25 protein-coding genes are annotated in these 24275 nt (G+C 57.4%); 13 read left to right on the top strand and 12 right to left on the bottom strand.

Going from position 1 to position 24275, the window contains the following annotated elements:
• Positions 1-24: 24 nt before the first annotated feature.
• Both GS632_RS13265 and GS632_RS13260 read left to right on the top strand, forming a co-directional pair.
• Complete coding sequence (locus GS632_RS13265; RefSeq protein WP_171722094.1) at positions 25-2208, top strand: esterase-like activity of phytase family protein; 2184 nt, start codon at positions 25-27, stop codon at positions 2206-2208.
• Between the two features lie 214 nt (positions 2209-2422).
• Complete coding sequence (locus GS632_RS13260; protein WP_171181072.1) at positions 2423-2779, top strand: hypothetical protein; 357 nt, start codon at positions 2423-2425, stop codon at positions 2777-2779.
• Positions 2780-3040: 261 nt separating this feature from the next.
• Here GS632_RS13260 and GS632_RS13255 read toward each other — a convergent pair whose 3' ends face one another.
• The 6 genes from GS632_RS13255 to GS632_RS13230 all read right to left on the bottom strand — a co-directional run bounded on the left by GS632_RS13255 (position 3041) and on the right by GS632_RS13230 (position 9292).
• A complete protein-coding gene (locus GS632_RS13255) occupies positions 3041-3508 on the bottom strand; it encodes an Hsp20 family protein (protein WP_171722093.1) in 468 nt (155 codons plus the stop codon).
• A 124-nt stretch (positions 3509-3632) separates the two neighbouring features.
• Entirely contained in the window at positions 3633-4448 is an 816-nt protein-coding gene (locus GS632_RS13250; protein WP_171181067.1) for a serine protease, read from the bottom strand.
• Positions 4445-5236: a trypsin-like peptidase domain-containing protein gene (locus tag GS632_RS13245; RefSeq protein ID WP_348540128.1), complete on the bottom strand. Its 792-nt coding sequence runs from the start codon at positions 5234-5236 to the stop codon at positions 4445-4447. Before GS632_RS13245 ends, GS632_RS13250 begins: the two co-directional genes overlap by 4 nt.
• Positions 5237-5354: 118 nt before the next feature.
• Positions 5355-6668, bottom strand: a complete 1314-nt coding sequence (gene glcF, locus GS632_RS13240; RefSeq protein WP_171621157.1) for a glycolate oxidase subunit GlcF — start codon at positions 6666-6668, stop codon at positions 5355-5357.
• A gap of 4 nt (positions 6669-6672) precedes the next feature.
• The gene (locus GS632_RS13235) at positions 6673-7791 is read right to left on the bottom strand and encodes an FAD-binding protein (RefSeq protein ID WP_171621158.1); all 1119 of its coding nucleotides are present in this window, start codon (positions 7789-7791) and stop codon (positions 6673-6675) included.
• A 61-nt stretch (positions 7792-7852) separates the two neighbouring features.
• Positions 7853-9292, bottom strand: a complete 1440-nt coding sequence (locus tag GS632_RS13230; protein WP_171181061.1) for an FAD-linked oxidase C-terminal domain-containing protein — start codon at positions 9290-9292, stop codon at positions 7853-7855.
• A gap of 82 nt (positions 9293-9374) precedes the next feature.
• Here GS632_RS13230 and GS632_RS13225 point away from each other — a divergent pair, with 82 nt between their 5' ends.
• Together GS632_RS13225 and GS632_RS13220 are read left to right on the top strand one after the other, a co-directional pair.
• Positions 9375-10085, top strand: coding sequence for a DUF599 domain-containing protein (locus GS632_RS13225; RefSeq protein WP_171096663.1), 711 nt, complete (start codon positions 9375-9377; stop codon positions 10083-10085).
• Between the two features lie 5 nt (positions 10086-10090).
• The gene (locus GS632_RS13220; protein ID WP_371732334.1) at positions 10091-10468 is read left to right on the top strand and encodes a hypothetical protein; all 378 of its coding nucleotides are present in this window, start codon (positions 10091-10093) and stop codon (positions 10466-10468) included.
• A 3-nt stretch (positions 10469-10471) separates the two neighbouring features.
• Here the strand turns inward: GS632_RS13220 and GS632_RS13215 are convergent, their stop codons facing one another.
• The 4 genes from GS632_RS13215 to GS632_RS13200 all read right to left on the bottom strand — a co-directional run bounded on the left by GS632_RS13215 (position 10472) and on the right by GS632_RS13200 (position 13350).
• On the bottom strand, positions 10472-10957 hold the full coding sequence (locus GS632_RS13215; protein ID WP_171181058.1) for a flavodoxin family protein: 486 nt from the start codon (positions 10955-10957) through the stop codon (positions 10472-10474).
• 1 nt (position 10958) lies between these two features.
• Positions 10959-11429: a 23S rRNA (pseudouridine(1915)-N(3))-methyltransferase RlmH gene (rlmH, locus tag GS632_RS13210; protein ID WP_171722092.1), complete on the bottom strand. Its 471-nt coding sequence runs from the start codon at positions 11427-11429 to the stop codon at positions 10959-10961.
• 44 nt (positions 11430-11473) lie between these two features.
• Complete coding sequence (gene rsfS / locus GS632_RS13205; RefSeq protein ID WP_171181054.1) at positions 11474-11833, bottom strand: ribosome silencing factor; 360 nt, start codon at positions 11831-11833, stop codon at positions 11474-11476.
• Between the two features lie 164 nt (positions 11834-11997).
• On the bottom strand, positions 11998-13350 hold the full coding sequence (locus tag GS632_RS13200; RefSeq protein WP_171181043.1) for a mechanosensitive ion channel family protein: 1353 nt from the start codon (positions 13348-13350) through the stop codon (positions 11998-12000).
• 90 nt (positions 13351-13440) lie between these two features.
• On the opposite strand from GS632_RS13200, the gene GS632_RS13195 reads away from it, so the two are divergent.
• The 7 genes from GS632_RS13195 to GS632_RS13165 all read left to right on the top strand — a co-directional run bounded on the left by GS632_RS13195 (position 13441) and on the right by GS632_RS13165 (position 20445).
• Complete coding sequence (locus tag GS632_RS13195) at positions 13441-13548, top strand: isopropylmalate isomerase (RefSeq protein WP_171181041.1); 108 nt, start codon at positions 13441-13443, stop codon at positions 13546-13548.
• A gap of 43 nt (positions 13549-13591) precedes the next feature.
• Positions 13592-14995 carry a 3-isopropylmalate dehydratase large subunit gene (leuC, locus tag GS632_RS13190; RefSeq protein ID WP_171181038.1) on the top strand — a complete coding sequence of 468 codons (1404 nt, stop codon included), beginning with the start codon at positions 13592-13594 and terminating at the stop codon, positions 14993-14995.
• Positions 14996-15032: 37 nt separating this feature from the next.
• Complete coding sequence (locus tag GS632_RS13185; RefSeq protein WP_171181036.1) at positions 15033-15578, top strand: HdeD family acid-resistance protein; 546 nt, start codon at positions 15033-15035, stop codon at positions 15576-15578.
• Positions 15579-15620: 42 nt separating this feature from the next.
• Positions 15621-16226 (top strand): 3-isopropylmalate dehydratase small subunit, encoded by a 606-nt coding sequence (leuD, locus tag GS632_RS13180; RefSeq protein ID WP_171181033.1) that lies wholly within the window; start codon positions 15621-15623, stop codon positions 16224-16226.
• Between the two features lie 333 nt (positions 16227-16559).
• Complete coding sequence (locus tag GS632_RS13175; protein WP_171181031.1) at positions 16560-17390, top strand: hypothetical protein; 831 nt, start codon at positions 16560-16562, stop codon at positions 17388-17390.
• The gene (locus tag GS632_RS13170) at positions 17387-18415 is read left to right on the top strand and encodes an endonuclease/exonuclease/phosphatase family protein (RefSeq protein ID WP_171722091.1); all 1029 of its coding nucleotides are present in this window, start codon (positions 17387-17389) and stop codon (positions 18413-18415) included. Before GS632_RS13175 ends, GS632_RS13170 begins: the two co-directional genes overlap by 4 nt.
• Before the next feature lie 182 nt (positions 18416-18597).
• On the top strand, positions 18598-20445 hold the full coding sequence (locus GS632_RS13165) for a dihydroxy-acid dehydratase (RefSeq protein WP_371810074.1): 1848 nt from the start codon (positions 18598-18600) through the stop codon (positions 20443-20445).
• Positions 20446-20635: 190 nt separating this feature from the next.
• Here the strand turns inward: GS632_RS13165 and GS632_RS13160 are convergent, their stop codons facing one another.
• Positions 20636-21559 (bottom strand): epimerase, encoded by a 924-nt coding sequence (locus tag GS632_RS13160; protein ID WP_171722090.1) that lies wholly within the window; start codon positions 21557-21559, stop codon positions 20636-20638.
• 84 nt (positions 21560-21643) lie between these two features.
• Between GS632_RS13160 and GS632_RS13155 the strand changes: the two genes are divergently transcribed.
• Positions 21644-22537, top strand: coding sequence for a LysR family transcriptional regulator (locus GS632_RS13155; protein ID WP_171236340.1), 894 nt, complete (start codon positions 21644-21646; stop codon positions 22535-22537).
• Positions 22538-22540: 3 nt separating this feature from the next.
• Here the strand turns inward: GS632_RS13155 and GS632_RS13150 are convergent, their stop codons facing one another.
• Complete coding sequence (locus GS632_RS13150) at positions 22541-23068, bottom strand: redoxin domain-containing protein (protein WP_171722089.1); 528 nt, start codon at positions 23066-23068, stop codon at positions 22541-22543.
• A gap of 91 nt (positions 23069-23159) precedes the next feature.
• On the opposite strand from GS632_RS13150, the gene leuB reads away from it, so the two are divergent.
• Entirely contained in the window at positions 23160-24263 is a 1104-nt protein-coding gene (gene leuB, locus GS632_RS13145; RefSeq protein WP_171722088.1) for a 3-isopropylmalate dehydrogenase, read from the top strand.
• Positions 24264-24275 lie beyond the last annotated feature (12 nt).

Below are 24275 nucleotides of genomic sequence, written 5' to 3'. Positions count from 1 at the left end.
CCAACTGAGAGGGGATACTCAACGATGTCTTTGCGTTTTGCCTGCCTGACATCTGCCCTTGCCCTGACCGCCGGTCAGGCCGTGGCAGAGATGAACTTCAACCGAATTGCGTCTTTTCCAGTCGTCAAGAACATAGCCGAAGGGGCCGACACCACCCGAGAAACCTCGCCCGAGATCATCGCGGCCACCGCGGATGGTATGACGCTGGTTTATACCGACAGCCCATTGGGCGTGATCGGCATGATCGACATCACTAACCCCGCGAACCCGGCCCCGCTGGGCGCGATGGAAGTGGGCGGCGAACCGACCTCCGTGGGCATTGTTGGCACGACGGCTTTTGTCGGCGTGAACACGTCGGAAAGCTATACCGCCCCGTCCGGCAAACTGATCTCAGTCGATATCGCAAGCAAGGCCGAAACCGGTGCCTGTGATCTGGGCGGTCAGCCTGACAGCGTCGCCATCGCACCGGATGGCAGCTTTGTTGCCGTTGCGATCGAAAACGAACGCGACGAAGACCTGAACGATGGCATAATCCCACAATTGCCCGCCGGATCGCTAGCACTGGTGCCACTGAAAGACGGCGCGCTGGAGTGCGCGGGTATGACGATGGCCTCGCTAACCGGTTTGGCAGAGGTCGCGACCACCGACCCCGAGCCCGAATTCGTTGACATCAACGCTCTGGGTGAAACCGTTGTCACATTGCAGGAAAACAACCACATCGCAGTGGTCGACAAGGACGGCAACGTGGTCAGCCATTTCTCGGCAGGCGCGGTTGATCTCGAAGGCATCGACGCCACTGATGAGCGCGGCGCGCTGATCTTCACCGAAAGCCAGCCGGGCCGTTTGCGCGAACCGGACGCGGTGAAATGGATCGACGACAATCACTTCGCGACCGCCAACGAAGGTGACTATGAAGGCGGGTCGCGTGGTTGGACAATTTTCCACAAAGACGGCACCGTTGTTTACGAGAACGGCACCGATTTCGAGAAGGCCATCATCCAGATCGGCCACTACCCCGACAAACGCTCGGACAGCAAAGGCGTTGAGCCGGAAAGTGTAACCGTGGCCACCTTTGGCGGCACGCCGATGATCTTTGTCGGGGCCGAGCGCGCCTCGGTCGTGGGTGTCTATGACGCCACCGACCCAGCCAACCCAGTGCTGAAACAACTGCTGCCTTCAGGCGTTGGACCGGAAGGCTATGTTGCGATCCCCGAGCGTAACCTGCTGATCTCGGCCAACGAGAAAGACCTGATCGAAGATGGCGGCCCGCGCGCGCATGTTTCGATCTTCGAATATCAGGACGCCCCGGCCAACTATCCGCATCTAACCTCGGAAGGTGCGGATGAACTGATCGGATGGGGGGCTCTGTCCGGCTTGGTCGCGGATGAGGACGGCATGATCTATGCGGTCAATGACAGCTTTTATGGCTTCCAGCCGTCGATCTTCAAGATCGACCCCAGCCAGAGCCCGGCACGGATCGTGGACGTGATCCGCATCCACCGTCAGGACGGTAATCCGGCGCAGAAGCTGGATCTGGAGGGCATCACGCTGGACGGCCAAGGTGGTTTCTACGTCGCCTCCGAAGGCCGCACCGACCGCGTCATCCCCCATGCGATCTATCACGTCTCGGCAGATGGTCTGATCAAGGACCGCAAGGGCGAGATCGGCCTGCCGCCGGAACTGATGGCAGTTGAGAAACACTTTGGTTTCGAAGGCATCACCAAGGTGGGCAATACCCTGTGGATGGCAGTTCAGCGCGAATGGAAGGATGATCCGGAAAACCACGTGAAACTGGTGGCCTACAACCTTGAGACTAAGGAGTGGGGTGCCGTGCATTACCCCAAGGCAGACCCGGAAAAGGGCTGGGTCGGTCTGTCGGAAATCGTGGCCTTTGGTGATCATGTCTATGTCATCGAGCGCGACAACCAACATGACCACCGCGCCGTAACCAAAAAGGTCTACCGCATCCCGCTGTCCGAAATGACCCCGGCCCCACTTGGCGGCGCATTGCCCGTGGTCAGCAAGCAAGAGGTCCGTGACCTGCTGCCCGACCTGACCTCGACCGGTGGTTATGTTCTGGACAAGATCGAAGGTCTGGCCATCCTGCCCTCGGGCGAGGCGTTTGTGATGACCGACAATGACGGCGTTGACGATGCCTCGGGCGAGACGATGTTCTGGTCGATCGGGTCAGTCACGGCTGGGAATTAATTTATTTGCAAGACGTCAATGGGCCCCGCACGAAATTGTGCGGGGTCATTTTGGTTCTAGCGTCAGCTTTGAGCCTATATTGACCGATGCTGCGCCAGGCACGAACGATCGGTTTGAGAAATTGGAATGATAGAAACTTCAGGGGCTAATGGAACCAAGGCCAATCATGCACTAACACTCAATTAGGACCCCTCAATACGGAGACTGTTTCACCATGGTCACGCATATTTTCGTCGTAGAATCCAATTGCGTCGATCCTTCTCGGGAGGATGAGTACAATCAGTGGTATGACGACATCGACCTGCCGGATGTCCTCGCCATCAAAGGAATCCTGCGTGCCACCCGATACATCTGTGAAGCTGATTTGAATTCACGCTATGAACGTGCCGAAGTGTGTGAGGGCAAGGGAAAGTACTTAACAGTTTACGAAATTGAAACGACTGACATTGATTCAGTGCTTCGATCGTTGGACGCGGGCGTTTTGCAAATGGAGAAGCGCGGAAGGCTTACGGATTTGATCGAAGTCACTGCGCGACGACTTTATAAAACCGGAAAGATGCTTTCAAAATAAAGAAAACTCCATGATTGACGCTAACGTCAATGACCCACCCAGTACCAAAGTTGCGTCTAAGCACAAAAGGTACTGTAAGCGTTCTGTATCAAGTTTACCGACGACCAATAGCCGACACTCGTTCCGATATGCCAAATGGCAGAATTGTCCGCCTACCGAAGGTCCCGATGACGAAAAAACATCGCCCCGCGTCTGGAGGAACGCGGGGCGGGTGTTGCGGCAGTCAGGGAGGAGGCGACTGCCGCGGAACGTTAAGGCGCGTTAGTTGACAGCTTTGGCGTCAACGACGTCCTTCTCGATGGCCTTGGCCGAAGTGATCTCGATACGGCGTGGTTTCAGCGCCTCGGGTACTTCACGCTTCAGGTCGATGTTCAGCATGCCGTTTTCGTGGCTTGCGCCCGTGACGCGGACGTGGTCAGCCAGAGCAAAACGACGCTCGAACGCGCGGGTGGCGATGCCGCGGTGCAGATAGCTGCGATCCTTTTTCTCGGCGGCTTTCTTGCCAGCGACAATCAGCGAATTCTCTTTCACTTCGACGGACAGGTCATTTTCCGAAAAACCGGCAACAGCGACCGAAATGCGATAGGTGTCGGCGTCAGTTTTTTCGATATTGTATGGTGGGTAGCTCGGCTGAGCCACATCATTGGTCAGAACGCGATCCATCATATCGGCGATCTGATCAAAGCCAATGGTCGCGCGGTGCAGCGGTGCAAAGTCAAATGTACGCATGTGTCGTATCCTCATCCTTGAGCGATTTACGAAATTTTGCCCTCCGACTGGACGGGCAGTGGTTCATACCGGACCCCGTTGTGGCGATCCGATATTCATCACATGGGTAGCGATTTGACCGAGTTCAACCCCCGCCAGAGCTGATGAATTTTGCACCAGACGCGGACTTGCCTGACCCCACCTGCAGCCTGCGGATTGACGCTTTGGGTTGCGGCGCATCGCGTCGCATGATTGCCTTTAGCTCGGCGACAATTTCACCAAGCTCCATACCAAAGCCAACCTTTCGGCTGCCATTTGTACCAACCGCCGAAACCACCGACAGAATCTGCCATCGCGATCCCTTCTTCGTCAGAATGGCGGACCCGGACGAGCCAAACGTGATGTCACAATTGAACAGGATCAGGCCCTGACGACGATCAATGATCCGGCAGGAGCGTTCTCGTGTGATCGCCTCGGACCGGCCGCGCCCATACGAAGCGATACTGACCTCATCCCCCAGAACACGCCCACTGTACAGCGCAAAGGGATCTGCGACGGAATAGGGGATGGGCTTATCAAGTCGCAACAGCGCAACGTCAATCCGAACGCTTTCGCTCGAAAGCGGCGGTCTAGAGCCGTAGTTGGGGTGGATCGCAACCTGTGTGACCTGACGTTCTGCCAGGGCTTTCCCGTTGCTCAGCCCTGCACGAAAAGTGATGTCCTCGCCGGCAAACGCTGTTCCGGTACTTTGGTCCACGGCACAATGGGCAGCTGTCAGCACCATGTCTTGCGCGATCAGCGTACCGGTGCAAAAGGATCCGTCCCCCATGTCCAGACGCCCAACCGCCTCCCATCCGTAAAGATCGTCGCGATCCGTCAGCTTACGCTTGTTTGATTGAGCGTGGGACGTGGTTGCCAAAACACTCAGTCCGACAATGAGGCTGAAGAAAACTCTGATCATGGTCTGATAAACCTTGCGCCGATGTTCTTCCCTGCCCCCGGCCCAGGCGTTGACAGCCCAAACCCTCGCCCTGCAGAAAGCTCGTCGCGCAGCAGTTGCAGCGAGTGTTCAACCGCAGTGCCTATTGCTACGTTCTGGCCGTCCAGACTGGCCTTGGCCGCCACAACCGACACGATCTGAGGGCGCGCGCCTGCAAAGGAAAAGACCGGCGCACCTGATGAGCCAAAATCAACGTCACAGGACATGATCATGACACCCTGCTGCCGGTTCATGACTGAGCAGACCTGCTGCAGCGAAGGGACCTCGGACCGGTCATGCGCATAAGAGACCACGCCAACTTCGGCACCTCTGCGGGGCTGATTCCCTGACTCAAAAGGAATGACGGCGGTATTTCTGATCGGTTGCCACAGCTCGATCAAAGCCACGTCTGCGCTGACCCTGTCGGCCGTGGATTCTGCACCAAATTGATAGTCGGGATGGACCACAGCTTGCCGCGCAGTCCGATAGGCCAGGGCACGGCCTAAACGCCACCCGGCCAGAAACTCAATTTCCGACGGATTGATCCGTTGCCCGGACACCTTGTCAAACAGGCAATGCGCTGCTGTCAGTACCAGCGTTGGCGACACCAGCGTTCCGGTGCAAAACCCTCTGCCTGCAATGTCCAGCCGCCCGACAGCCATCCAATCGCGCCCGGAATCCGAGGTGTCCAGACTTTCCAGCCCGGTATCCTGCGCTGTGGCCGCCATCGGCATGACACAGAGCACAATAGCCTTGATCCAGTTGCGCACGCGGTTCTCCGGGACTCACTCTGACCTTTTTGTCCTACGGGTTACGTTGGGCGAAAATAGGGCAATCAGGGGTTATAAGAAATTCCGGGCAAGTGATGCGCGTCGGCACCAAAGCGAATTACTTCAGGATCGGTACAGCGTCCCTGGGGTGTTGCAACGACGGCGGCCTTGGTCCGCCGGTCGCCCAGTCCAACAATTCAACCGTGTGCACGACCGGCACTTGGGTACCCGACCCGATCTGCATCATGCATCCGATGTTTCCGGCTGAGATCAGGTCCGGCTTCTTCGCCTCCAGCGTTTTGACCTTGCGCTTTTTCAATTGGCCCGAAATCTCGGGCTGCATCAGGTTGTAGGTGCCTGCGCTGCCACAGCACAGATGGCTATCTGCAGGCTCAACAACTTGGAACCCTGCCCGTTTCAGCAAGTCCTTAGGATAGGTCTTAATCTTTTGTCCGTGCTGCAACGAACAGGCCGCGTGATAAGCGACCGTAAGGTCTTGGTCGCGCCCTTCAGGAAGGTCCAGTTGCATGACCAACTCGCTGATATCCATGGCAATACCCGCGACACGCGCCGCGTCCTTGGCCAGAGAGTCATTGCGGAACATGTGCCCATAGTCTTTCACCGTCGTGCCACAACCAGACGTATTGATGACGATGGCGTCCAAGCCGTCACCATCCATTTCGCGCGCCCAGGCCTTGATATTGGCTGCGGCAGCCGCGTGGCTTTCACGACTTTTACCCATGTGGTGCGTCAAGGCTCCACAACATCCGGCGCCTTCGGCCACCACAACCTCGCACCCCAAACGCGTCAGTAACCGGATCGTAGCATCGTTAATGTCGGTATTTAGAGCCTTCTGTGCGCAGCCGGTCATCAGCGCGACACGCTTTCTTCGTTCTCCCTTGGGCGCAAAGCTCTGAGGGTCGTCGTTGCGACTGACCGGCGGGATGTGCTTTGGGGCCATGTCCAGCATCGCCCGCAACCGGGCGTCGGGCATCAGAAACCGAAACGGACGGCCCAACTTTGCTCCGATCAAGGCCCAGCGAAATCGCATCGGGTAGGGTAGGATTTGGGCAAGAATCGAACGCAGGATACGGTCCGTCAAAGGACGTTTGTAATTCGCCTCGATATATTCGCGCGCATGATCGACCAGGTGCATGTAATGCACGCCCGAAGGACAAGTGGTCATGCAAGCCAGACAGGACAGGCAGCGATCAATATGCTTGACCGTCTTTTCATCCGGTACACGTTCGTTTTCCAGCATGTCCTTGATCAGGTAAATACGCCCGCGCGGGCTGTCGAGTTCATCCCCCAACACCTGATAGGTTGGGCATGTCGCAGTGCAAAACCCACAATGGACACAGCTACGCAGAATCTCGTTCGAGCGCTGAATTGCCGGATCTTCCAGCTGTTTTTCCGTAAATGTTGTCTGCATCGCTCTACCCCATGAGTCCCGGATTGAACACAGATCGCGGGTCGAATCTTGCCCGTACCCCCTGTGTTAGAGCCGAAACAGCAGCATTTTCCGGCTGAAACCGACCCAGATTCTGTATGTCTTCCGGGGTCGCGCGCACCAGGGTCGAATGTCCCTCAACATCACTTAGTTCAGATCGCAGATCAGTGCCTTCCGGTGCTAAAGTCCAGATCAGACCCCCACCCCAATCCACGACCGTGTTCGGGTTGGCGTCACCGACCACACGGATCATGTCAGTCGGTTTGACAGAGGTTTTCCAGACATTGCCCGGTCTGTCGGCAAAAGGCTCAATATCACGCACTTCGCGCCAAATGGCGGTGTTTTCGGCCGCATCAGTGACAACCTGATCCGGATTCGTTTCCGCAAAGAGCTCTTGCAACTTGGAAACGCGATATTCGACCGATTGGTCAAACCCTTCAATCCGCAGCACCGTCCGGGACGGCTTGCCGCCGCCCTCGGGCAACCGAGCCGCACCGTTGACTTCGTATGGCGATCCCAACGCGTCACAAAACAACTTGGACGTCGCGACCCATCCGCGATCCTCCCAAACAAGCGTCGCAACGGCCTCTGGCTTGGGTAGCACTTTCAGCGAAACCTCGGTCAACACGCCCAAAGTGCCCCAGGACCCAGCCATCAACTTCACCAGATCATAACCGGTGACGTTCTTCATCACCCGTCCGCCATTCTTGACCACTTGACCGCGCCCATCGACAAAACGAACGCCCAACAGAAAATCTCGGCACGCCCCGGCCTGTATCCGCCTCGGCCCAGATACGTTTGCCGCCACAACACCACCGATGGTCGGTTCGCCCGAAGTTCCAAGCAATCCACGATGGTCCATCGGCTCGAACGCCAGTTGTTGCCCCTCCGCGTCCAGCGCGGCTTCAATCTCGGCCAACGGCGTGCCTGACTTAGCCACAAGTGTTAGGGCTCCGGGTTCGTAAAGGGTGATACCGCTCAGCCCGGAAACGTTCAGTTCAGGCTCCGGCCCGGTCACACCACGCGTTCCGCCCCCGGCTATGCGCACTGGCTCGGTCAGCCCGGCCACCAGATCCGCCAATTCGTCTTCCGTTTCAGGTCTCATGTGCTTCATCTTTTCACAAAAACTCCGGGGAAACCGCGCCTGCGCAATTGGGGCAGAGCCCCTATTCCGCCGCAAGGCGCCTCGCCTCGGATGCGTCCAAGGGGAACACCTTCGCGGGATTCAACAACCACTGCGGATCGAACACATCTTTAATCGCCATCTGCGCCTCAAGATCCGCTGGCGCGTACTGGTGTGCCATCAGATCCCGCTTTTCGATGCCGACACCATGTTCTCCGGTCAGGCACCCGCCTACGTCGACACACAGCTTCAGAATATCAGCACCAAATGCTTCGCATTTCTCCAGATCGCCCGGTTTGTTGGCGTCAAACAGGATCAAGGGGTGCATGTTGCCGTCACCCGCGTGGAAGACATTGCCAACGGGCAGGCCGTATTCCTCGCTCAACTCACCGATGCGGCGCAGGACTTCGGGTAAGGAGGATACCGGGATGGTGCCGTCCAGACACATGTAATCGTTCATTTGACCCATCGCGCCAAAAGCCGATTTGCGACCCAGCCAAATCTTCGCGCTTTCTTCGGCAGACTGGCTCTCACGCAATTCAACAGGATTGTGGCGCTTGGCGATTTCTATGATCTTCGCCAACTGATAGTCGATCTCAGCCTCCGAGCCTTCGACCTCGACAATCAGCAAGGCGGTGCAATCGGGATACCCGGCATGCGCAAAATTCTCGCAGGCTTGAATGCACAGGGTGTCCATGAACTCGATCGCAACCGGCAAGATGCCCGATTTGATAATGTCAGAGACACATTGGCCCGCGACCTCATTGTCGTCGAACCCCATCAGAACCGGTCGCGCCCCTTCGGGTTTACGCAGAATGCGCAGCGTGGCCTCGGTCACCACGCCCAGCTGCCCCTCTGAGCCACAAATAACACCCAGCAGGTCCAGGCCAGAGGCATCCAGATGCGCGCCGCCGATTTCCACAACACTGCCGTCCATCATCACCATGGTCACGCCCAGCAGGTTGTTCGTGGTCACACCGTATTTCAGGCAATGCGCGCCACCCGAATTCATCGCGATATTGCCCGCAATGGCACAGGCCAATTGCGAAGACGGATCGGGCGCATAAAAGAAATCCTCTTCCTCGACCGCGCCTGTCACGCTCAGATTGGTCCGTCCGGTCTGCACCTTTATGAAGCGGTTGTCATAATCGACCTCCAGCACCTCATTCATCCGCGCCACGCCCAGAATGACGCAATCCGCAGTCGGCAAGGCCCCACCCGCCAGTGACGTGCCGGAGCCACGTGGCACCACAGGAACCCCTTCTTCATAGCAGATTCGCAGGACATCAGACACGTCCTGCGTCGTTGACGGAAGTACTGCCAGCATCGGCGGGCAGCGATAAGCGGTCAGCGCGTCACACTCATAGGCCCGCGTCTCAGCCGGATCGTGAATCACAGCATCCTCAGGCAATACCTGCAGCAATCGCGCCAGAACGGCTTGCTTTCGCGCCAGAACATCGGGATTTGGCCGGGGCATTTCCATCGCTGATCCTCCAATTTGGTAAAATAATATTACCAATTTCATGATCTGGCAAGTTCTTCCGTTCAGTTTTACTGTCACGCCCATGACCTGGATCGAACGTGCCGCTTTGTTTGCCCCTTTGGATTACGCCGCCCTCGGCTTGCTGCTGGGCGCATGGCTGTGGATAGGGTGGAAGATCGAACATCCGTCGCCACAGAGGCGATCTGTCTCGCAAATGATGGACAATTACCGCCGCGACTGGATGCGCGAGATGGTGACGCGTCAGCCGCGCATGTTTGATGCACAGGTTGTAGCCGCCATGCGTCAAGGCAGCACGTTTTTTGCATCCACTACTATGATTGCCATCGGCGGCGGGCTGGCCCTGCTGGGCAATACCGAGCGACTTGCCGGGGTGGCCAGCGACCTTGCCATTGGAAGCGCACCCGCTTTGGTGTGGGAAATCAAGATACTTGTCGTCGTACTTCTGCTGGCCAACGCATTCCTGAAATATGTCTGGGCGCATCGCTTGTTTGGCTATTGTGCTGTGTTGATGGCCTCGGTCCCGAACGATCCCGAAGACCCGCAGGCGTACCCGCGCGCCGCTCAGTCGGCCGAAATTTGCGTCACAGCCGCCCGCAGCTTTAACCGTGGCCTGCGCGCCACCTATTTTGCATTGGCCTCGCTGGCATGGTTCCTCGGACCAATCGCTTTGATGCTGAGCACCATAATCACGTTCGGTGTTTTGTATCGACGCGAGTTTGCTTCGCAGTCCCGAACAATCCTGATATCCCAATCCCCTTACACAGAGACGTGATCCCGATGCGCCGCGATAACCCGTACATTCGCGCCATGCGATATGTGATTCTCAGCGCCTTCCTGGCCAGCCCTGCCTTTGCCGACCCCCCAACGATCGAGAAGGTCGCGGCCACCCGCGGCGGCGACACATGGCGCTTCGATGTCACGATCCGGCACCCGGACACCGGATGGGATGACTACGCCGATGGCTGGCGCGTTTTGGACATGAATGGCAATGAACTAGGGATGCGTGTCCTGCATCATCCGCATGTGGATGAGCAGCCTTTCACCCGCTCGCTGAGCGGTGTAGCGATACCCGAAGGTACAACCCAGGTCCAGATTCAGGCACGAGACAATGTCGGTGGCTGGGGTGAAGACACAACGGTGATCGACCTGTACTGAAGTTCAGAACACCCCAAGGGCCAAGCCTGCCGCCATCGCTGCACCGATCTCGCGGCATTTCTCAAGTTGTCCTTCGGGGATGGTCTTTTCGGCCAGAATCGCTTCGGACGTTTGTGAATGAGTGCAGAGGATCAGAGGCGGCTGCACTTCTTTCAACCGCCAGCCGGTTGCAATGCGCGCGGTTTGGCGCGCGGCGTTGGCACCATCTGATCCTGCACAAACCATTTGCGCATAAGGGCGACCTTCGATCTTACCCAGAACCGGATAGTAGCTGCGGTCGAAAAACTCCTTCATCAAACCCGAAATCGCGGCGAGGTTCTCGGGCGCACAGAAGATATATCCATCCGCGCCCAACAAATCCTCAGGACCGGCCTGATCAGCGGTTTTCAGAACAATGTCTGCCTCGTCGTGACCCGCCGCAGCCGCCGCTTCGGCCATTTGCCGGGCGCCACCAGTGCGCGAATGGTAAACGATCAGAAGCTGCGCCATGTCAGACCCGGTGATAAGGGCCGCCCGACAGGATGGTTGCGGCCCGGTAAAGTTGCTCGGCCAGCATCACACGGACCAGCATATGGGGCCAGACCATTGACCCGAATGAGATGGAAAAATCGGCCTCGGCCCGCAGATTAGGGTCTATTCCGTCCGCTCCGCCAATAATCAGCGCCAAATCCTGCCGCCCAGCATCACGCCAGCCGCCCAGCTTCTTGGCAAAATCGGGTGAGGACATGACCCGTCCGCGCTCATCCAATGTACAGATCACCGCGCCTTTGGGCAGCGCTTTGCGCAGAAGAGCAGCCTCGGCCCCCATGCCTGCATTTTTCTTGTCTTCGACCTCGATCACGCGGGCGGGACCAAGGCCCAAGCCGCGGCCGGTCCGGTCAAATCGGTTCACGTAATCATCAAGCAGGGACTTTTCCGGTCCAGCGCGCAATCGCCCGACCGCAACTATGCTGATACGCATATCTCTCTCGCCTCCGGCCCCTCAATGCGGGCCAGGATGGCGCCTCAGTTCGCCGAGGCGCTGCCGCCCTGAGGCAGCCACATCTTTTCCAGCTGATAGAATTCACGCACTTCGGGGCGGAAGATATGGACGATCACGTCGCCCGTATCGATCAACACCCAGTCGCCGGCATCCTTGCCTTCAACCTTCGAAGTGAAACCGAATTCCTGCTTGATGCGATCCGTCAGCTTTTCCGCCATGGCCGATACCTGACGGGTCGACCGACCCGAGGCAATCACCATGTGATCCGCAACAGAAGACTTACCTTGCAGGTTGATCTGCACGACGTCTTCGGCCTTGTCATCGGTAAGTGAGGAAAGGATACGCTCAAGCAGCTTGTCGCTGATTGACTGAGAGTGGGCCATTACACTGGCCCCATCATCGGCGGGCAAACCCGCCTGAGTATGTAGAGACAGGACATAGTCCTCCTTTGCTGCGCGCCGTGAAACCCCGGCGCCGGGGTACTAATAAGGTAACAAGGGGATTGCAACATTTCAATGAATGCAAACCAAAGGTCGCGTACGCGTGTTCACTCTTCAACGATCTGTTGCGCGGTTACGCCGTCTGGCAGTAACCGAACCTCGCGCTGCGGGAACGGGATCGAGATGCCTTCTTCCTTGAAAGCGTCCCAAAGCGCCAGATAGACATTGCCGCGAATATTGGTCAGCCCTTTGGTCGGATCGCTGATCCAAAAGCGCAACACATAGTCAACGCTGCTGTCGCCAAAGCCGGTGATGTGGCAAACCGGCTCATGGGACCCTCCGCTCAGAACCCGTGTCACCGCTTTCACCGCCCGGATCGCCGTGGAACGAACCTTGTGAGGGTCATCGTCATAGCTGGTGCCAAAATCCAGATCCAAACGCACGAACTTGTCGGAATGCGACCAGTTCACCACTTGATTGGTGATCAGATCCTCGTTCGGGATCAGGTATTCCCGCCCATCCCGAGTGACCACCGAGACGTATCGCGCACCCAATGCGTTGATCCAACCGAACGTGTCGCCCAGCGAAATAACGTCGCCGGGCTTGATCGAGCGGTCCATCAGAATGATGATCCCGGAAATCAGGTTTGACACCACTTTTTGCAGGCCAAACCCGATGCCCACACCGATCGCCCCCGACAGCAGCGCGATACCTGTCAGATCAAACCCTAGCGTGCGGATGGCGGTCAAAAAGACTGCGCCATAAAGCAGAACCTGAATGCCCTTGGCTAAAAGCACCTGCATTGACGGCGTGATGTCATCATTGCTCTGCAACCCCTGCTCAGCCGCCCGGGTGCCGATGCGCGCCAACGTCAGCAGAACGCCAATCAGCAGAATCGCCTTGAGAATGCCCAGCGCCGAAATGTGCAGATCGCCGATGGAAATCGCCACGCCATCCAGAAAACCTGCCACGTCATCCGTCAGGTTCAATGCAACGAGCGTTGCATAGACCCACATGGCCCATTTGAAGATGCGCCGCAGTGTGCGGTTTCGTACAAGTCTGGCGATCAGCGCAATAGCCAGCCAAGCCGCTGCCAATGTTGCAAGCACACCAATAAAATAGCTGCGAGACGGCCAGGTGACGTGCTGCATAATCAAATACAGCGACCAGGATAAAATCACGAAATAAACCAGTGTCAGCCGCCGCATCAGCTGGACGAGCACGCGCAGGCGCCACTTTGGCCATCCGCTTCGCGCTCGTGCCCAAGCTTCCCATCTGGACTGCGTCAGAGCTTTTAGCAGGAAGGCCAGCGCCCACAGGAACAGGATGATAATCAACTGGTATTGCCGCCAGCCCGGTGTAACGACCAATTCGACCATTTTTCCAAACTGAACAGAAAAAGCCCCGACCATGTTGTTGTATAGGTCCGACAACGTGCTGGGGATCAGGTCTTGGTTCATGATCACAGCTTGGACAGCAACGCCGGGTGATGCAAGCCTGACACCGGATTGAACCTTGATTGACAGTCAAGCCCGATATATCTGGACCGCATGAGACTCAACTTGGCCCCTGCTCCGAAACTGCAAGACCGCACGCGCCTGCGTGAACGGTTCTTTGGGGCCGCCCGCACGGTTCTGGCCCGCCTATCTGCGGCCTGAGCCAACTCGCCAGCCATTTCTCATTACATACGGGAGAGGACCGATGTCCCCCAAAACACTCTATGACAAGATCTGGGATGCCCATGTCGCGCACGAAGCCGATGATGGCACCTGTTTGCTTTATATCGACCGCCATCTGGTGCACGAAGTGACCAGCCCGCAAGCCTTTGAAGGGCTGCGGATGGCCGGTCGCAAGGTGCGCGCGCCGGAAAAAACTATCGCTGTGCCGGATCACAACGTGCCCACTACACCGGACCGCGTGAACGGAATTGAAAACCCGGAATCGCGCATCCAGGTCGAAGCACTGGACAAGAACGCCAAGGATTTCGGTATTCACTACTACCCCGTAAACGATGTGCGTCAGGGCATTGTGCACATCGTTGGCCCTGAACAGGGTTGGACCCTGCCCGGCATGACCGTTGTTTGCGGCGACAGCCACACGGCGACTCACGGCGCGTTCGGTGCGTTGGCCCACGGCATCGGCACCTCTGAGGTCGAGCATGTACTGGCCACGCAAACGCTGATCCAGAAGAAATCCAAGAACATGAAGGTGGAAATCACCGGCAAACTGCAGCCGGGTGTGACCGCCAAAGACATCACTTTGGCCGTGATCGGTGAAACCGGCACAGCCGGTGGCACGGGTTATGTGATAGAGTATTGCGGCGAAGCGATCCGTGATCTGTCGATGGAAGGTCGTATGACCGTCTGTAACATGGCCATCGAAGGCGGCGCGCGCGCTGGCCTGATCGCGCCGGATGAAACCACCTTTGAATACGTCAAAGGCCGCCCGCACGCCCCCAAGGGCGCGCAGTGGGAAGCCGCTTTGAACTGGTGGAAAACGCTTTACACAGACGAAAACGCGCATTTTGACAAGGTCATCACCCTGCGTGGCGAGGATATTGCTCCGGTTGTGACTTGGGGCACCAGCCCTGAAGATGTTCTGCCGATCACCGCATCTGTACCTCACCCTGAAGACTTCGAAGGAGGCAAGGTCGACGCGGCCCGCCGTTCGATCGAATACATGGGTCTGGAAGCCGGTCAGAAGCTCAGCGATGTGGAAATCGACACAGTGTTCATCGGGTCCTGCACCAATGGCCGCATCGAAGACCTGCGCGCCGCGGCCGAAATTCTGAAGGGCAAAAAGATCAAGGACGGAATGCGCGCCATGGTCGTGCCCGGTTCGGGTCTGGTTCGTGCGCAGGCCGAGGAAGAAGGTCTGGCGGACATCTTCAAAGAGGCCGGGTTCGAATGGCGTCTGGCCGGATGTTCGATGTGTCTGGCGATGAACCCGGATCAGTTGCAACCGGGCGAGCGCTGTGCCGCGACCTCGAACCGCAACTTCGAAGGTCGTCAGGGCCGTGGTGGTCGGACCCATTTGCTGAGCCCGGCAATGGCTGCCGCAGCGGCAATCACAGGACGGCTGACAGACGTCCGTGAATTGATGTAAGCTTCCCTCATATCTAGATATTTGAGGGATTGAAAACATGAGTGACTGGATCAAATGGCTCCTGCTGGGGCTTCTGTCCATAGCGTTCGGTATCTTTGTGCTGGGCGCGCCAGTTGTGGCGTCTGTGGCCGTCACGGTCGTGACCGGAGCGTTGCTTCTGATCTCGGGCGCGTTGCAGGTGGTCGGCGGTTTCACCGTTGAAGGCACCGGCAACAAGATCCTGTCGCTCATCATGGGTGCGGTCATGCTGTTTCTGGGCTGGTCCTTTCTGGGTCACCCATTGCAGGGTACGCTGACGCTGGCGACCGTGATGCTGATCCTGTTCATGGCAGGCGGCATCGCGCGGGTCATTCTGTCGTTCCAGATGAAAGGAACACAGTTTTTCTGGCCCACCATGATCTCGGGCATCTTGTCGATCATCCTTGCCGGTATCATCTGGAGCTATGTCGGGCAGGAGCCACAGGCATTGCTGAGTATACTGGGGATCTTCCTGGGCATCGAGATGCTGTTCAACGGGTTCGGATTGGTCTTCATGGCGTTCTTCGTCAAGAACGCACCCAAAGACGAAACAAAAGAAGCTTAAACGCGGGGCATGGGCGCGGCCCTCTCCCGCAGGAGTGTGAACATGGAAAAGTTTGACAAAGTCCACGGGGTGGCCGCCCCAATGCCGCTGATCAATATCGACACCGATATGATCATTCCGAAAGTGCACCTGAAAACTATCAAGCGGTCCGGCCTGGGCGTCGTTCTGTTTGACGAGATGCGCTATCACGATGACGGGCAGGAGAACGAGGAATTCGTCCTGAACAAACCCGCCTATCGCGAGGCCGAGATTCTGGTGGCTGGCGACAATTTCGGCTGCGGCTCATCGCGCGAGCACGCGCCTTGGGCGATCAAGGATTTCGGCATCAAGGTTGTGATCTCGACCAGCTTTGCCGACATCTTCTTCAACAACTGCTTCAAGAACGGTATCCTGCCCATCGTGGTCGAGGAAGAGCATCATGCAGTCCTGATGGAAGACGCGCACAAAGGCGAGAACGCCCGCATGACCGTTCATCTGGAAGATCAGCAGATCACAACCTCGGATGGTGTTGTCATCGAATTCGACATCGACCCACACCGCAAGCACTGCTTGCTGAACGGTTTGGACGATATCGGCCTGACAATGGAAAAAGACCACCACATCGACAAATTCGAAGATCACGCCGGTCAAGCCCGCCCTTGGGTCTGATTCTGGGGTCGAATCTGTGGATACTCAACCTAACGGGGTCGCCTAGGTGGCCCCGCTCTCATTCTTGGGGTTGATTTTCCAACAACCACAACATCTTGGTCTCAAATTGAGATACACGTCGAATTTGCGCCCAAAATGATGCAATCCCGCACCAGTTGCGCCATCATTTTGCCCGAAATCACGTGTTTTCTGCACCCTGTCTTGAGCGAAATGCCGCTTATCGTTCATCTTGGCGCTAACGAGGCATCCGTCGCAAAGACGAGATTGGACGGGCACAAGTTGGATACAAGTCGGCAAAGATCGGCTGGTCCGGTTTGAAAAAGGGTTCGGAATGTGATTGCACGCACAACAGGGGCGGCGATACGCGGAGTACTTGTGGCACTGATGGTGCTGACACCCGCGTTGTACCTGCCTGTATCATCGACGAACGGGACCGAAATACTGGTCTTCCTCGCGATCCTCGCGTTCATACTGACGTTCGCCGAGTATAACTCGGCCTTTCCCAGCTTTATAGAATTTCGCGATGCCCCACCGGTCAACCGCCTGCGTTTTGTTGGCCTTATGTCGATGGTCACGTTTCTGACGCTGATCTGCAAAAACGTTTATGCTCCAACAGAACTGACAACCTTTTCTTACGGCGTTGGTCTGGCCGTCGCCAACGTGGTGGACTTTCCCTATTCTCCGGTGCGCCTGATCGTGTTGATGCTGCCAGCGGATGCCAGCCAGTCGCTGATCGAACTGATTAGGGTTACAGCCAGCGTAGCCTACGTCGCGGCTTTGGTGACGATCGCCAGTTTTGCCTATGCCGTCAAAGTCCGGGGGTGGCCCACAGGAAACGGTGCCTTCAATGTATGGACCAATCTTCCTTTGTTTGACCCCACCAAGGGCGGAGATGTCGTTATTCGGTTGCAACGTGATGGCCGCCTGAACATCTGTATCGGTATTTTGCTACCGTTCCTCATACCGGCCGTCATAAAACTGATGAACAGTGTGATCGCTCCGATTTCGCTGAACAATCCACAGACACTGATCTGGATGATGAGCGCCTGGGCCTTCCTGCCAGCCAGCATGATCATGCGCGGTGTGGCCACCCTGCGTATCGCCGGGCTGATCGTGGAAAAACGGCGCGCCTATTCAACAAGTGAGACGACTCAGGCCGCATGATCCGCCTGCTTATCCTGTTTCTGCTGCCCATTGCGGCGCAGGCAGAGGTCGTGCGCATCGCCACCTACAACACCGAGCTGAGCCGAAAAGGCCCGGCGCTGTTGCTGCGGGACTTAGACCGGGATGACGCCCAGGTTCTTGCAGCCATCGACGTGGTTTCAGCCGCCCGCCCCGACATTATCGCGCTTCAGGGTATCGACTGGGATCTGGAGGGAGCCGCAGTCAACGCTCTGTCTCAAAAGCTGCGCGCCGCTGGTCTGGACTATGGTTACTTTTATGCCGCTCAGCCCAATGCTGGCTTGGAAACACCGTTGGATCTGGATGGTGATGGACGCACACAAGGCCCCGGTGACGCGCAGGGTTGGGGCCGTTTCACCGGACAGGGCGGGCTGGCAATTCTGTCCCGCTATGAAATCGTCACCGAAGAGATTTTGAACTTTTCAGAGCTGCTCTGGCAAGATCTTCCGGGGGCAGCATTACCTTTCGTGGATGACCGCCCTTTTCCGTCTGAAGAAGCACACCAAATACAGCGCCTGTCCTCAACAGCGCATTGGGTGGTGCCCATTGAAACACCTTTGGGGCGGCTCAACCTGATGACCTTTCACGCAGCCCCACCGGTGTTCGATGGGCCCGAGGATCGCAACGGACTGCGCAATCGGGATGAGATTAGGTTTTGGTCTGTCCTGCTGAGCGGTGATCTGGGGCCGGTTCCAAATGGTCCCTTCGTCATTGCGGGTGATGCCAACCTCGATCCCGAGCGCGGGGAAGGTCACAAACGGGCCATTCGCACCCTTCTGACCGATCCTCGCCTTCAAGATCCGGTACCGACAGACCCATCAGGCTCGTCCGCAACAGTTGACTGGAAAGCGACGGGTGAAATGCGCGTCGATTACGTTTTACCGTCTCGCGATCTGCGTGTCTTGGATTCAGGTGTTCTATGGCCCAAAGATGGTGAACCTTTGTGGGACAATGCGCATCGTGCAAGCAGGCACCGGCTGGTCTGGGTCGACGTGGCGCTGCCATAGCTCTTTGCCCCGAGAATACGTTTAAAAAAACCCCAATTTGAGTTTCATTGACGGAACCGCGTCTTTGAGTTTCACTGATCTGGAACCCTCATACCTGCCTGCGCGCAATGTTTTGCGCCCACAGTTGCCCTCAGAGGTGATGGCGGTCGATTGAGTTCTGAAATCCATTTTGGAGGTATCTCGTGGCGAAGAATCCTGTACTGATCGACGACCATCCTGGACGCAACTCTCAGGCCTATGGAATTGCGCGCGAACTTGGCACGGACGAAGATCTGATCCACGCGCCTTCTGTTGGTGTTGTCGGCACAAAAGGCGATAGTCAGTGCTATCTTGGCGTGCAGCCCAAGGTCGAAGCAATACATGCAGCACTGCGAGACCAGATTGGCAAAGACGCAGGCAAAATCGCCATGCGTCTGGTTCAGCCTGAATACTCCATCGCAACATCTGACGGCATCCGCAATGGAACGCGCGAAATGCGCTATTCACTCATCGGGCGCGAAGTGACCAACGACGTGTTTTCCGAACATCTCTCAGCCTCCGGCCTGGGGGGCACAATTGCTGTGGTGGCATGTGACAAGCCACCGGTTGGTACGCTGGCTGCTTTGCTTGAACACAACCAGCCTGCGATCATGATGTCCGATGGGTCCATTCATCCCTCGAAAGACCCGGAAACCGGCGAAATGCTGGACATCATCGCCGCCTATCAAGTTGCCGGGAGCGAGGACGCAGCATACCGCAAACGCATCGCTTGCCTTGCCTGCCCCGGTATTGGATCGTGCGGTGGGATTTTCACCTACAATACGATGCAGACCTTTATTGGCGTTGTGGGCATGCAGCCATTGCATATGGTGGCACCGCCTTCGGACGACCCGCGCCGCATGGAAGAGTTTCCGTCGCAGTTGGTAGGCTACCTTGCCAAGTTGATTGAAGACGGCACGCGACCGCGCGACATCGTCGGGCGCGACTCATTGCGCAACGCGTTGACTGTTGCGATGGCGATCGGCGGCTCGACCAACGTGGTTCTGCACGCGCCCGAGATTGCCCGTGCCGCAGGTTACGCGAATTTCTGGAAAGACATCGTCACACCAGAAGAGTTCAATGAATGGTCTCAGAAAATTGTTCCGGTCCTGACAGACGCACGACCCTACGGCCGCTATTCGATGGTGGACATCGACAGGGTCGGTGGTGTGCAGGTGATCGTCAAGGAACTGATCGACGCTGGCATGGTCAATGGCGACGCGCCGACGTGCACTGGCGAAACTCTGGCGGAACAGGTCCAACGTCTGGGCGCTGCCGCGCCGGACGGTACGGTGATCTATCCTGTGTCAGCGCCCTTTAAGGAAACGGGCGGCCTGCGCCTTTTGGGCGGTAATCTGTCACCGGAATTCAGCGCCATTCTGAAGCTTGCAGGCGTCGAGCGCGGACTTGAGGGCAACGTCTTCCGCGGCAAGGCAAGGGTGTTCGAAGGAGAAGCTCGCCTGCTGCAAATGCTCGACACCAACCCAATGGGGTTTGAAGACAATGATATGATCATTGTTCGATACGAAGGGCCGTCAGGTGCACCAGGCATGCCCGAGATGTTGGACGCAACGGCACGGATCACGACCCTGTGCCGCGAACGGGGGATCACAGTTGCTCTGATGACCGACGCGCGTTTTTCGGGCGGATCGGTCGGGCTGGTTATTGGGCATGTCGGACCTGAGGCTGCTTTGGGTGGCCCGATTGCTTTGGTTGAGGACGGAGATGAGATTATTGCCGATCTGAATGTGAACGAGCTGAACGCGCCGGTTTTGGACGACCCAAATGTTGTTGCTGAACGCAAGGCACGCTGGGAGGCCGAGGTGGCTGGAAACGGCGGCGTACATCCAAATTGCGGTACAGCGGATACCCGCCTTTTGCACCGGATGCGGTCATCCGCCGTGCCCGCTGTGCGCGGCGGCGGTATGCACCCGGACCGTGAGCTGTGGGTCAACACGCCTCGTGAGCCTCAGCTATCAGGGTTTTTGCCAACAAACCGGTGGAGGTCGTGAAACCTCGGGCGACGCGATAGTTGGTCCCGAAGGGGCGTGGCGCACCCGTTGAAGGATCAGATCCAATAAACAGAAAAATTGTTCGCGGCGGCATCCGTCGCGCCGCCGCAGCCACTTGGATTAGCAGCGCGAGGTCTGGCCCCTTATTGAACCGGGTAACCTTCACCGTCCAAAGTAAACGCAACGAAGGTCAGTTGTTGGCAGTTTTCAACAGACCGCCGCCGACGGACCGGATCGCAGGCGGTGGGTCTACAAGCTGCGTTGGAATCGCAGAACATAGGGCAACATCCAAATCAGTCTGCGGCACCGCGCCTAGTAACTCGGTAAGGTATGTGCCGTCCAACTGATGGGGCACTTGCCAAAGATACCGCATCTCAAGCAAGTGCGCGGCCATACGCCAAAACGGTCGAGCCAATTGCAAGGGCCACCAGTGCATCGGCTTCACGGAAATGTCCTGCCCAGTGACCTTCGACAGAGCATGAGCAAATTGTGATCCGGTCAGGGTGTAACCTTCGAATGGGACATCGCAAAACCGGGGCAACTCATGGCGCTTTTCGGCCAGCAGCACTGCAACGCGGGCCAGATCTGGTAGATAAGCCCATGCATGCGGGATGTCCGGGTTGCCGGGATAGACCAACCGCCCCTTAGCAAGATCTTTGATCATGACCTGATCAAACCAGTTGCCCGAGGTACATGTGTCAATGAAATCCCCGGCACGCAGAATAATGGTACGCGCGGTCGAGCGGCGATAGGCTTCCTCCATCTCTATTCTGACACGACCCAAAGGGTTGCGCGCCTTGTGCGGTGTTCCACCGTACCAGGGACCCGGTGCTTCAGGTCCAAAGACATAGACGTTTCCCGGCACCAAAACCGTTGCCCCGGTCTCCTCCGCTACCTTAATCACCTGTTGGTGCAGGCCCGGTACAAGACCTGCCCAATCGGGGTAGGGTGGATTCCAGCCATTGACGATAACGTCCATTCCGCGCGCCTCTTGTTCCAGCGTGTCGCGCGTGCGGTCAAAGCTGTGCACGGTCCACCCGGCGTTGCGAAACGCCAGCGCAGCGTTGCGACCAAATCGGCCCGTGGCCCCCAGAATAAGTACGGATTGCGGCATGGTTCCCTCCTGTTGGGGCAGAGATTACCCTAAGGAAAGCAATAGGGAATTGCCCCAAATTGCAGATCATGTATTCATTTTTGAATGGACAAAGCCCTTACACACGCCGACTGGTCCCTGATCCAAAGCTTTCTGGCGGTGGCCGAAACCGGATCTCTTTCTGCCGCAGCGCGACAGCTGGACCGCAGCCAGCCCACATTGGGACGGCAGATTCAGACGCTGGAAGCCGAGCTGGAGGTTTCTCTTTTCGAACGACACGCAAGAGGGCTGAAGCTAAGCGATGTGGGCCATCAATTGCTGCCCATGGCCCAACAGATGCACACGGCCATGAACGCTTTCAGCATGACAGCAGCCGGTCAGTCGCAACAACTGGAAGGATCAGTGCGCATTACCGCGTCGGTCTTTGCATCGAACCACATCCTGCCGCCGATTTTGGCACATATCCGGCAACAGGAACCTGCGATTCAGTTGGAACTGGTTGCCACGGATGCCACCGAAAATCTGCTGTTCCGCGAAGCTGACATTGCCGTGCGCATGTACCGCCCCGAGCAGATGGACATTCTGACCCGGCATTTGGGCGAGATCTCGTTATGTTTTTGCGCTGCCAAAAGCTATTTGGATCGCGCAGGTCGCCCGACCTCACCAGAAGAAGTGTTCCAGCATGATCTGGTGGGGTTTGACACGGATGACCGCATCATTGCTTCGATGCAGGAAAGGGGCTGGAACGTTGGGCGCGATGCCTTTGCCACACGATGCGACCACCAGACCGTGTATTGGGAACTGATCCGGGCAGGCTGCGGACTGGGATTCAGTCAGATTCAGGTGGCCGAGGCCGATCCGCTGGTCGAAATTCTGGATATTGGGGTCGAGATCAAGAAAATGCCGGTGTGGCTGGCCGCGCCGCAAGCCATGCGCCAGACCCCGCGCATTCGTAGGGTCTGGGACCTTTTGGCCGAAGGGCTCAAAGCCAGTCTTTGAGGGTCAAAGCGGCCCTGTATAAGTCCCGCGCGCAGGGTAATTGTTGCCCAGCGTGAACTTCAGACCACCCGCAATATCCGACATCGACGGACGCCCAAATGGCGTGGTTTGCTGCCACGCGTAATAGAGCGTCTGATCGGGTGCGATATAGAAATGACCGGGCTCTGCGAAAAAATCGGGTTCTGCACTGCCTTCGCGCTTGGTTGAGATGTTCAGCCCCCAATCCTCGCGGGCGGCGACCAATGGCAGGCTGTGACCCACGCGCAGTCGTTTTGCCCCGGCTTTCTCGGCTGTTTCGGCGGCACGTTCGGCGGTATCGGTTGTGATCATGATGACTTCGACGCCCAGCGCCGCAAAATCGTCCAGCGCCGCCTCGACCTCGGTCATCTGTTTGATGCAGATCGGGCAATGAAGTCCGCGATATTGAATCACCAGAGTCCCGTTTTCGCCCTTGTCTGCCTCAAGATCGAAGCTGCCATGCGCCACGGTTTCGATTTTCAGCGCAGGAACCGGATTTCCAGGTGTCAGCATGTGTTTTCCTCGTGTTTTGACGGGTTCGTCTCATTGACCCGATGCACCGCAGACGCTAGGGCCTGTGCAACAAAACGCAAGGAGACCCTTCATGTCCAACCCCTCGCTCCTCATCCTGCCCGGAGACGGAATTGGCCCGGAAGTTATGGCCGAAGTGCGCAGAATCATCGATTGGTTCGGCACCAATCGCGGTCTTCAATTTGACGTGAGCGAGGATCTGGTAGGCGGTGCCGCCTATGACGCCCACGGCAAGCCGCTGTCTGATGAGACGATGGCCAAAGCGCAAGAGGTGGACGCGGTTCTGCTGGGTGCTGTTGGCGGCCCGAAATACGACGATCTGGATTTCAGCCTCAAGCCCGAGCGCGGTCTGCTGCGCCTGCGCAAGGAAATGGACCTGTATTCCAACCTGCGCCCGGCCCAGTGCTTTGACGCGCTGGCCGATTTCTCGTCGCTGAAAAAAGACATCGTTGCCGGCCTGGATATCATGATCGTGCGCGAGCTGACCTCGGGCGTCTATTTCGGCGAGCCGCGCGGCATCTTTGAGGAAGGCAATGAACGCGTCGGTATCAACACCCAGCGTTACACCGAATCCGAGATTGAACGCGCCGCACGCTCGGCCTTTGAACTGGCCATGCGCCGGAACAAAAAGCTGTGCTCGATGGAAAAAGCCAACGTCATGGAATCCGGCATCCTGTGGCGTGAAGTCGTAAATCGTGTCGCCGCCGACTACCCCGAGGTTGAGCTGAGCCACATGTATGCCGACAACGGCGCCATGCAGCTGGTGCGCGCACCCAAGCAGTTCGACGTGATCCTGACCGACAACCTGTTTGGTGACATCCTGTCCGACTGCGCCGCGATGCTGACGGGTTCTCTGGGCATGTTGCCTTCAGCCTCGCTGGGCGCTCCAATGGCCAATGGTCGCCCCAAGGCGATGTACGAACCGGTCCACGGCTCGGCACCTGATATCGCGGGTCAGGGCAAAGCTAACCCGATCGCCTGTATCCTCAGCTTTGCCATGGCGCTGCGCTATAGCTTTGATCAGGGTGAAGAAGCAGACCGCCTTGAAGCCGCGATCGAGAAAGTTCTGGCTGATGGCGTCCGCACCGGCGACCTGCTGGCGGATGAAGGCGTCACACCGGTGTCCACCACCGAAATGGGTGACGCGATCCTGGCAGCTTTGGATGCCAGCGTCTAAACCTCGCAAGAA

Source organism: Ruegeria sp. HKCCD7296 (assembly GCF_013110775.1).
Classification (GTDB): Bacteria; Pseudomonadota; Alphaproteobacteria; order Rhodobacterales; family Rhodobacteraceae; genus Ruegeria.
This window is presented reverse-complemented; position numbering and strand designations above follow the sequence as displayed.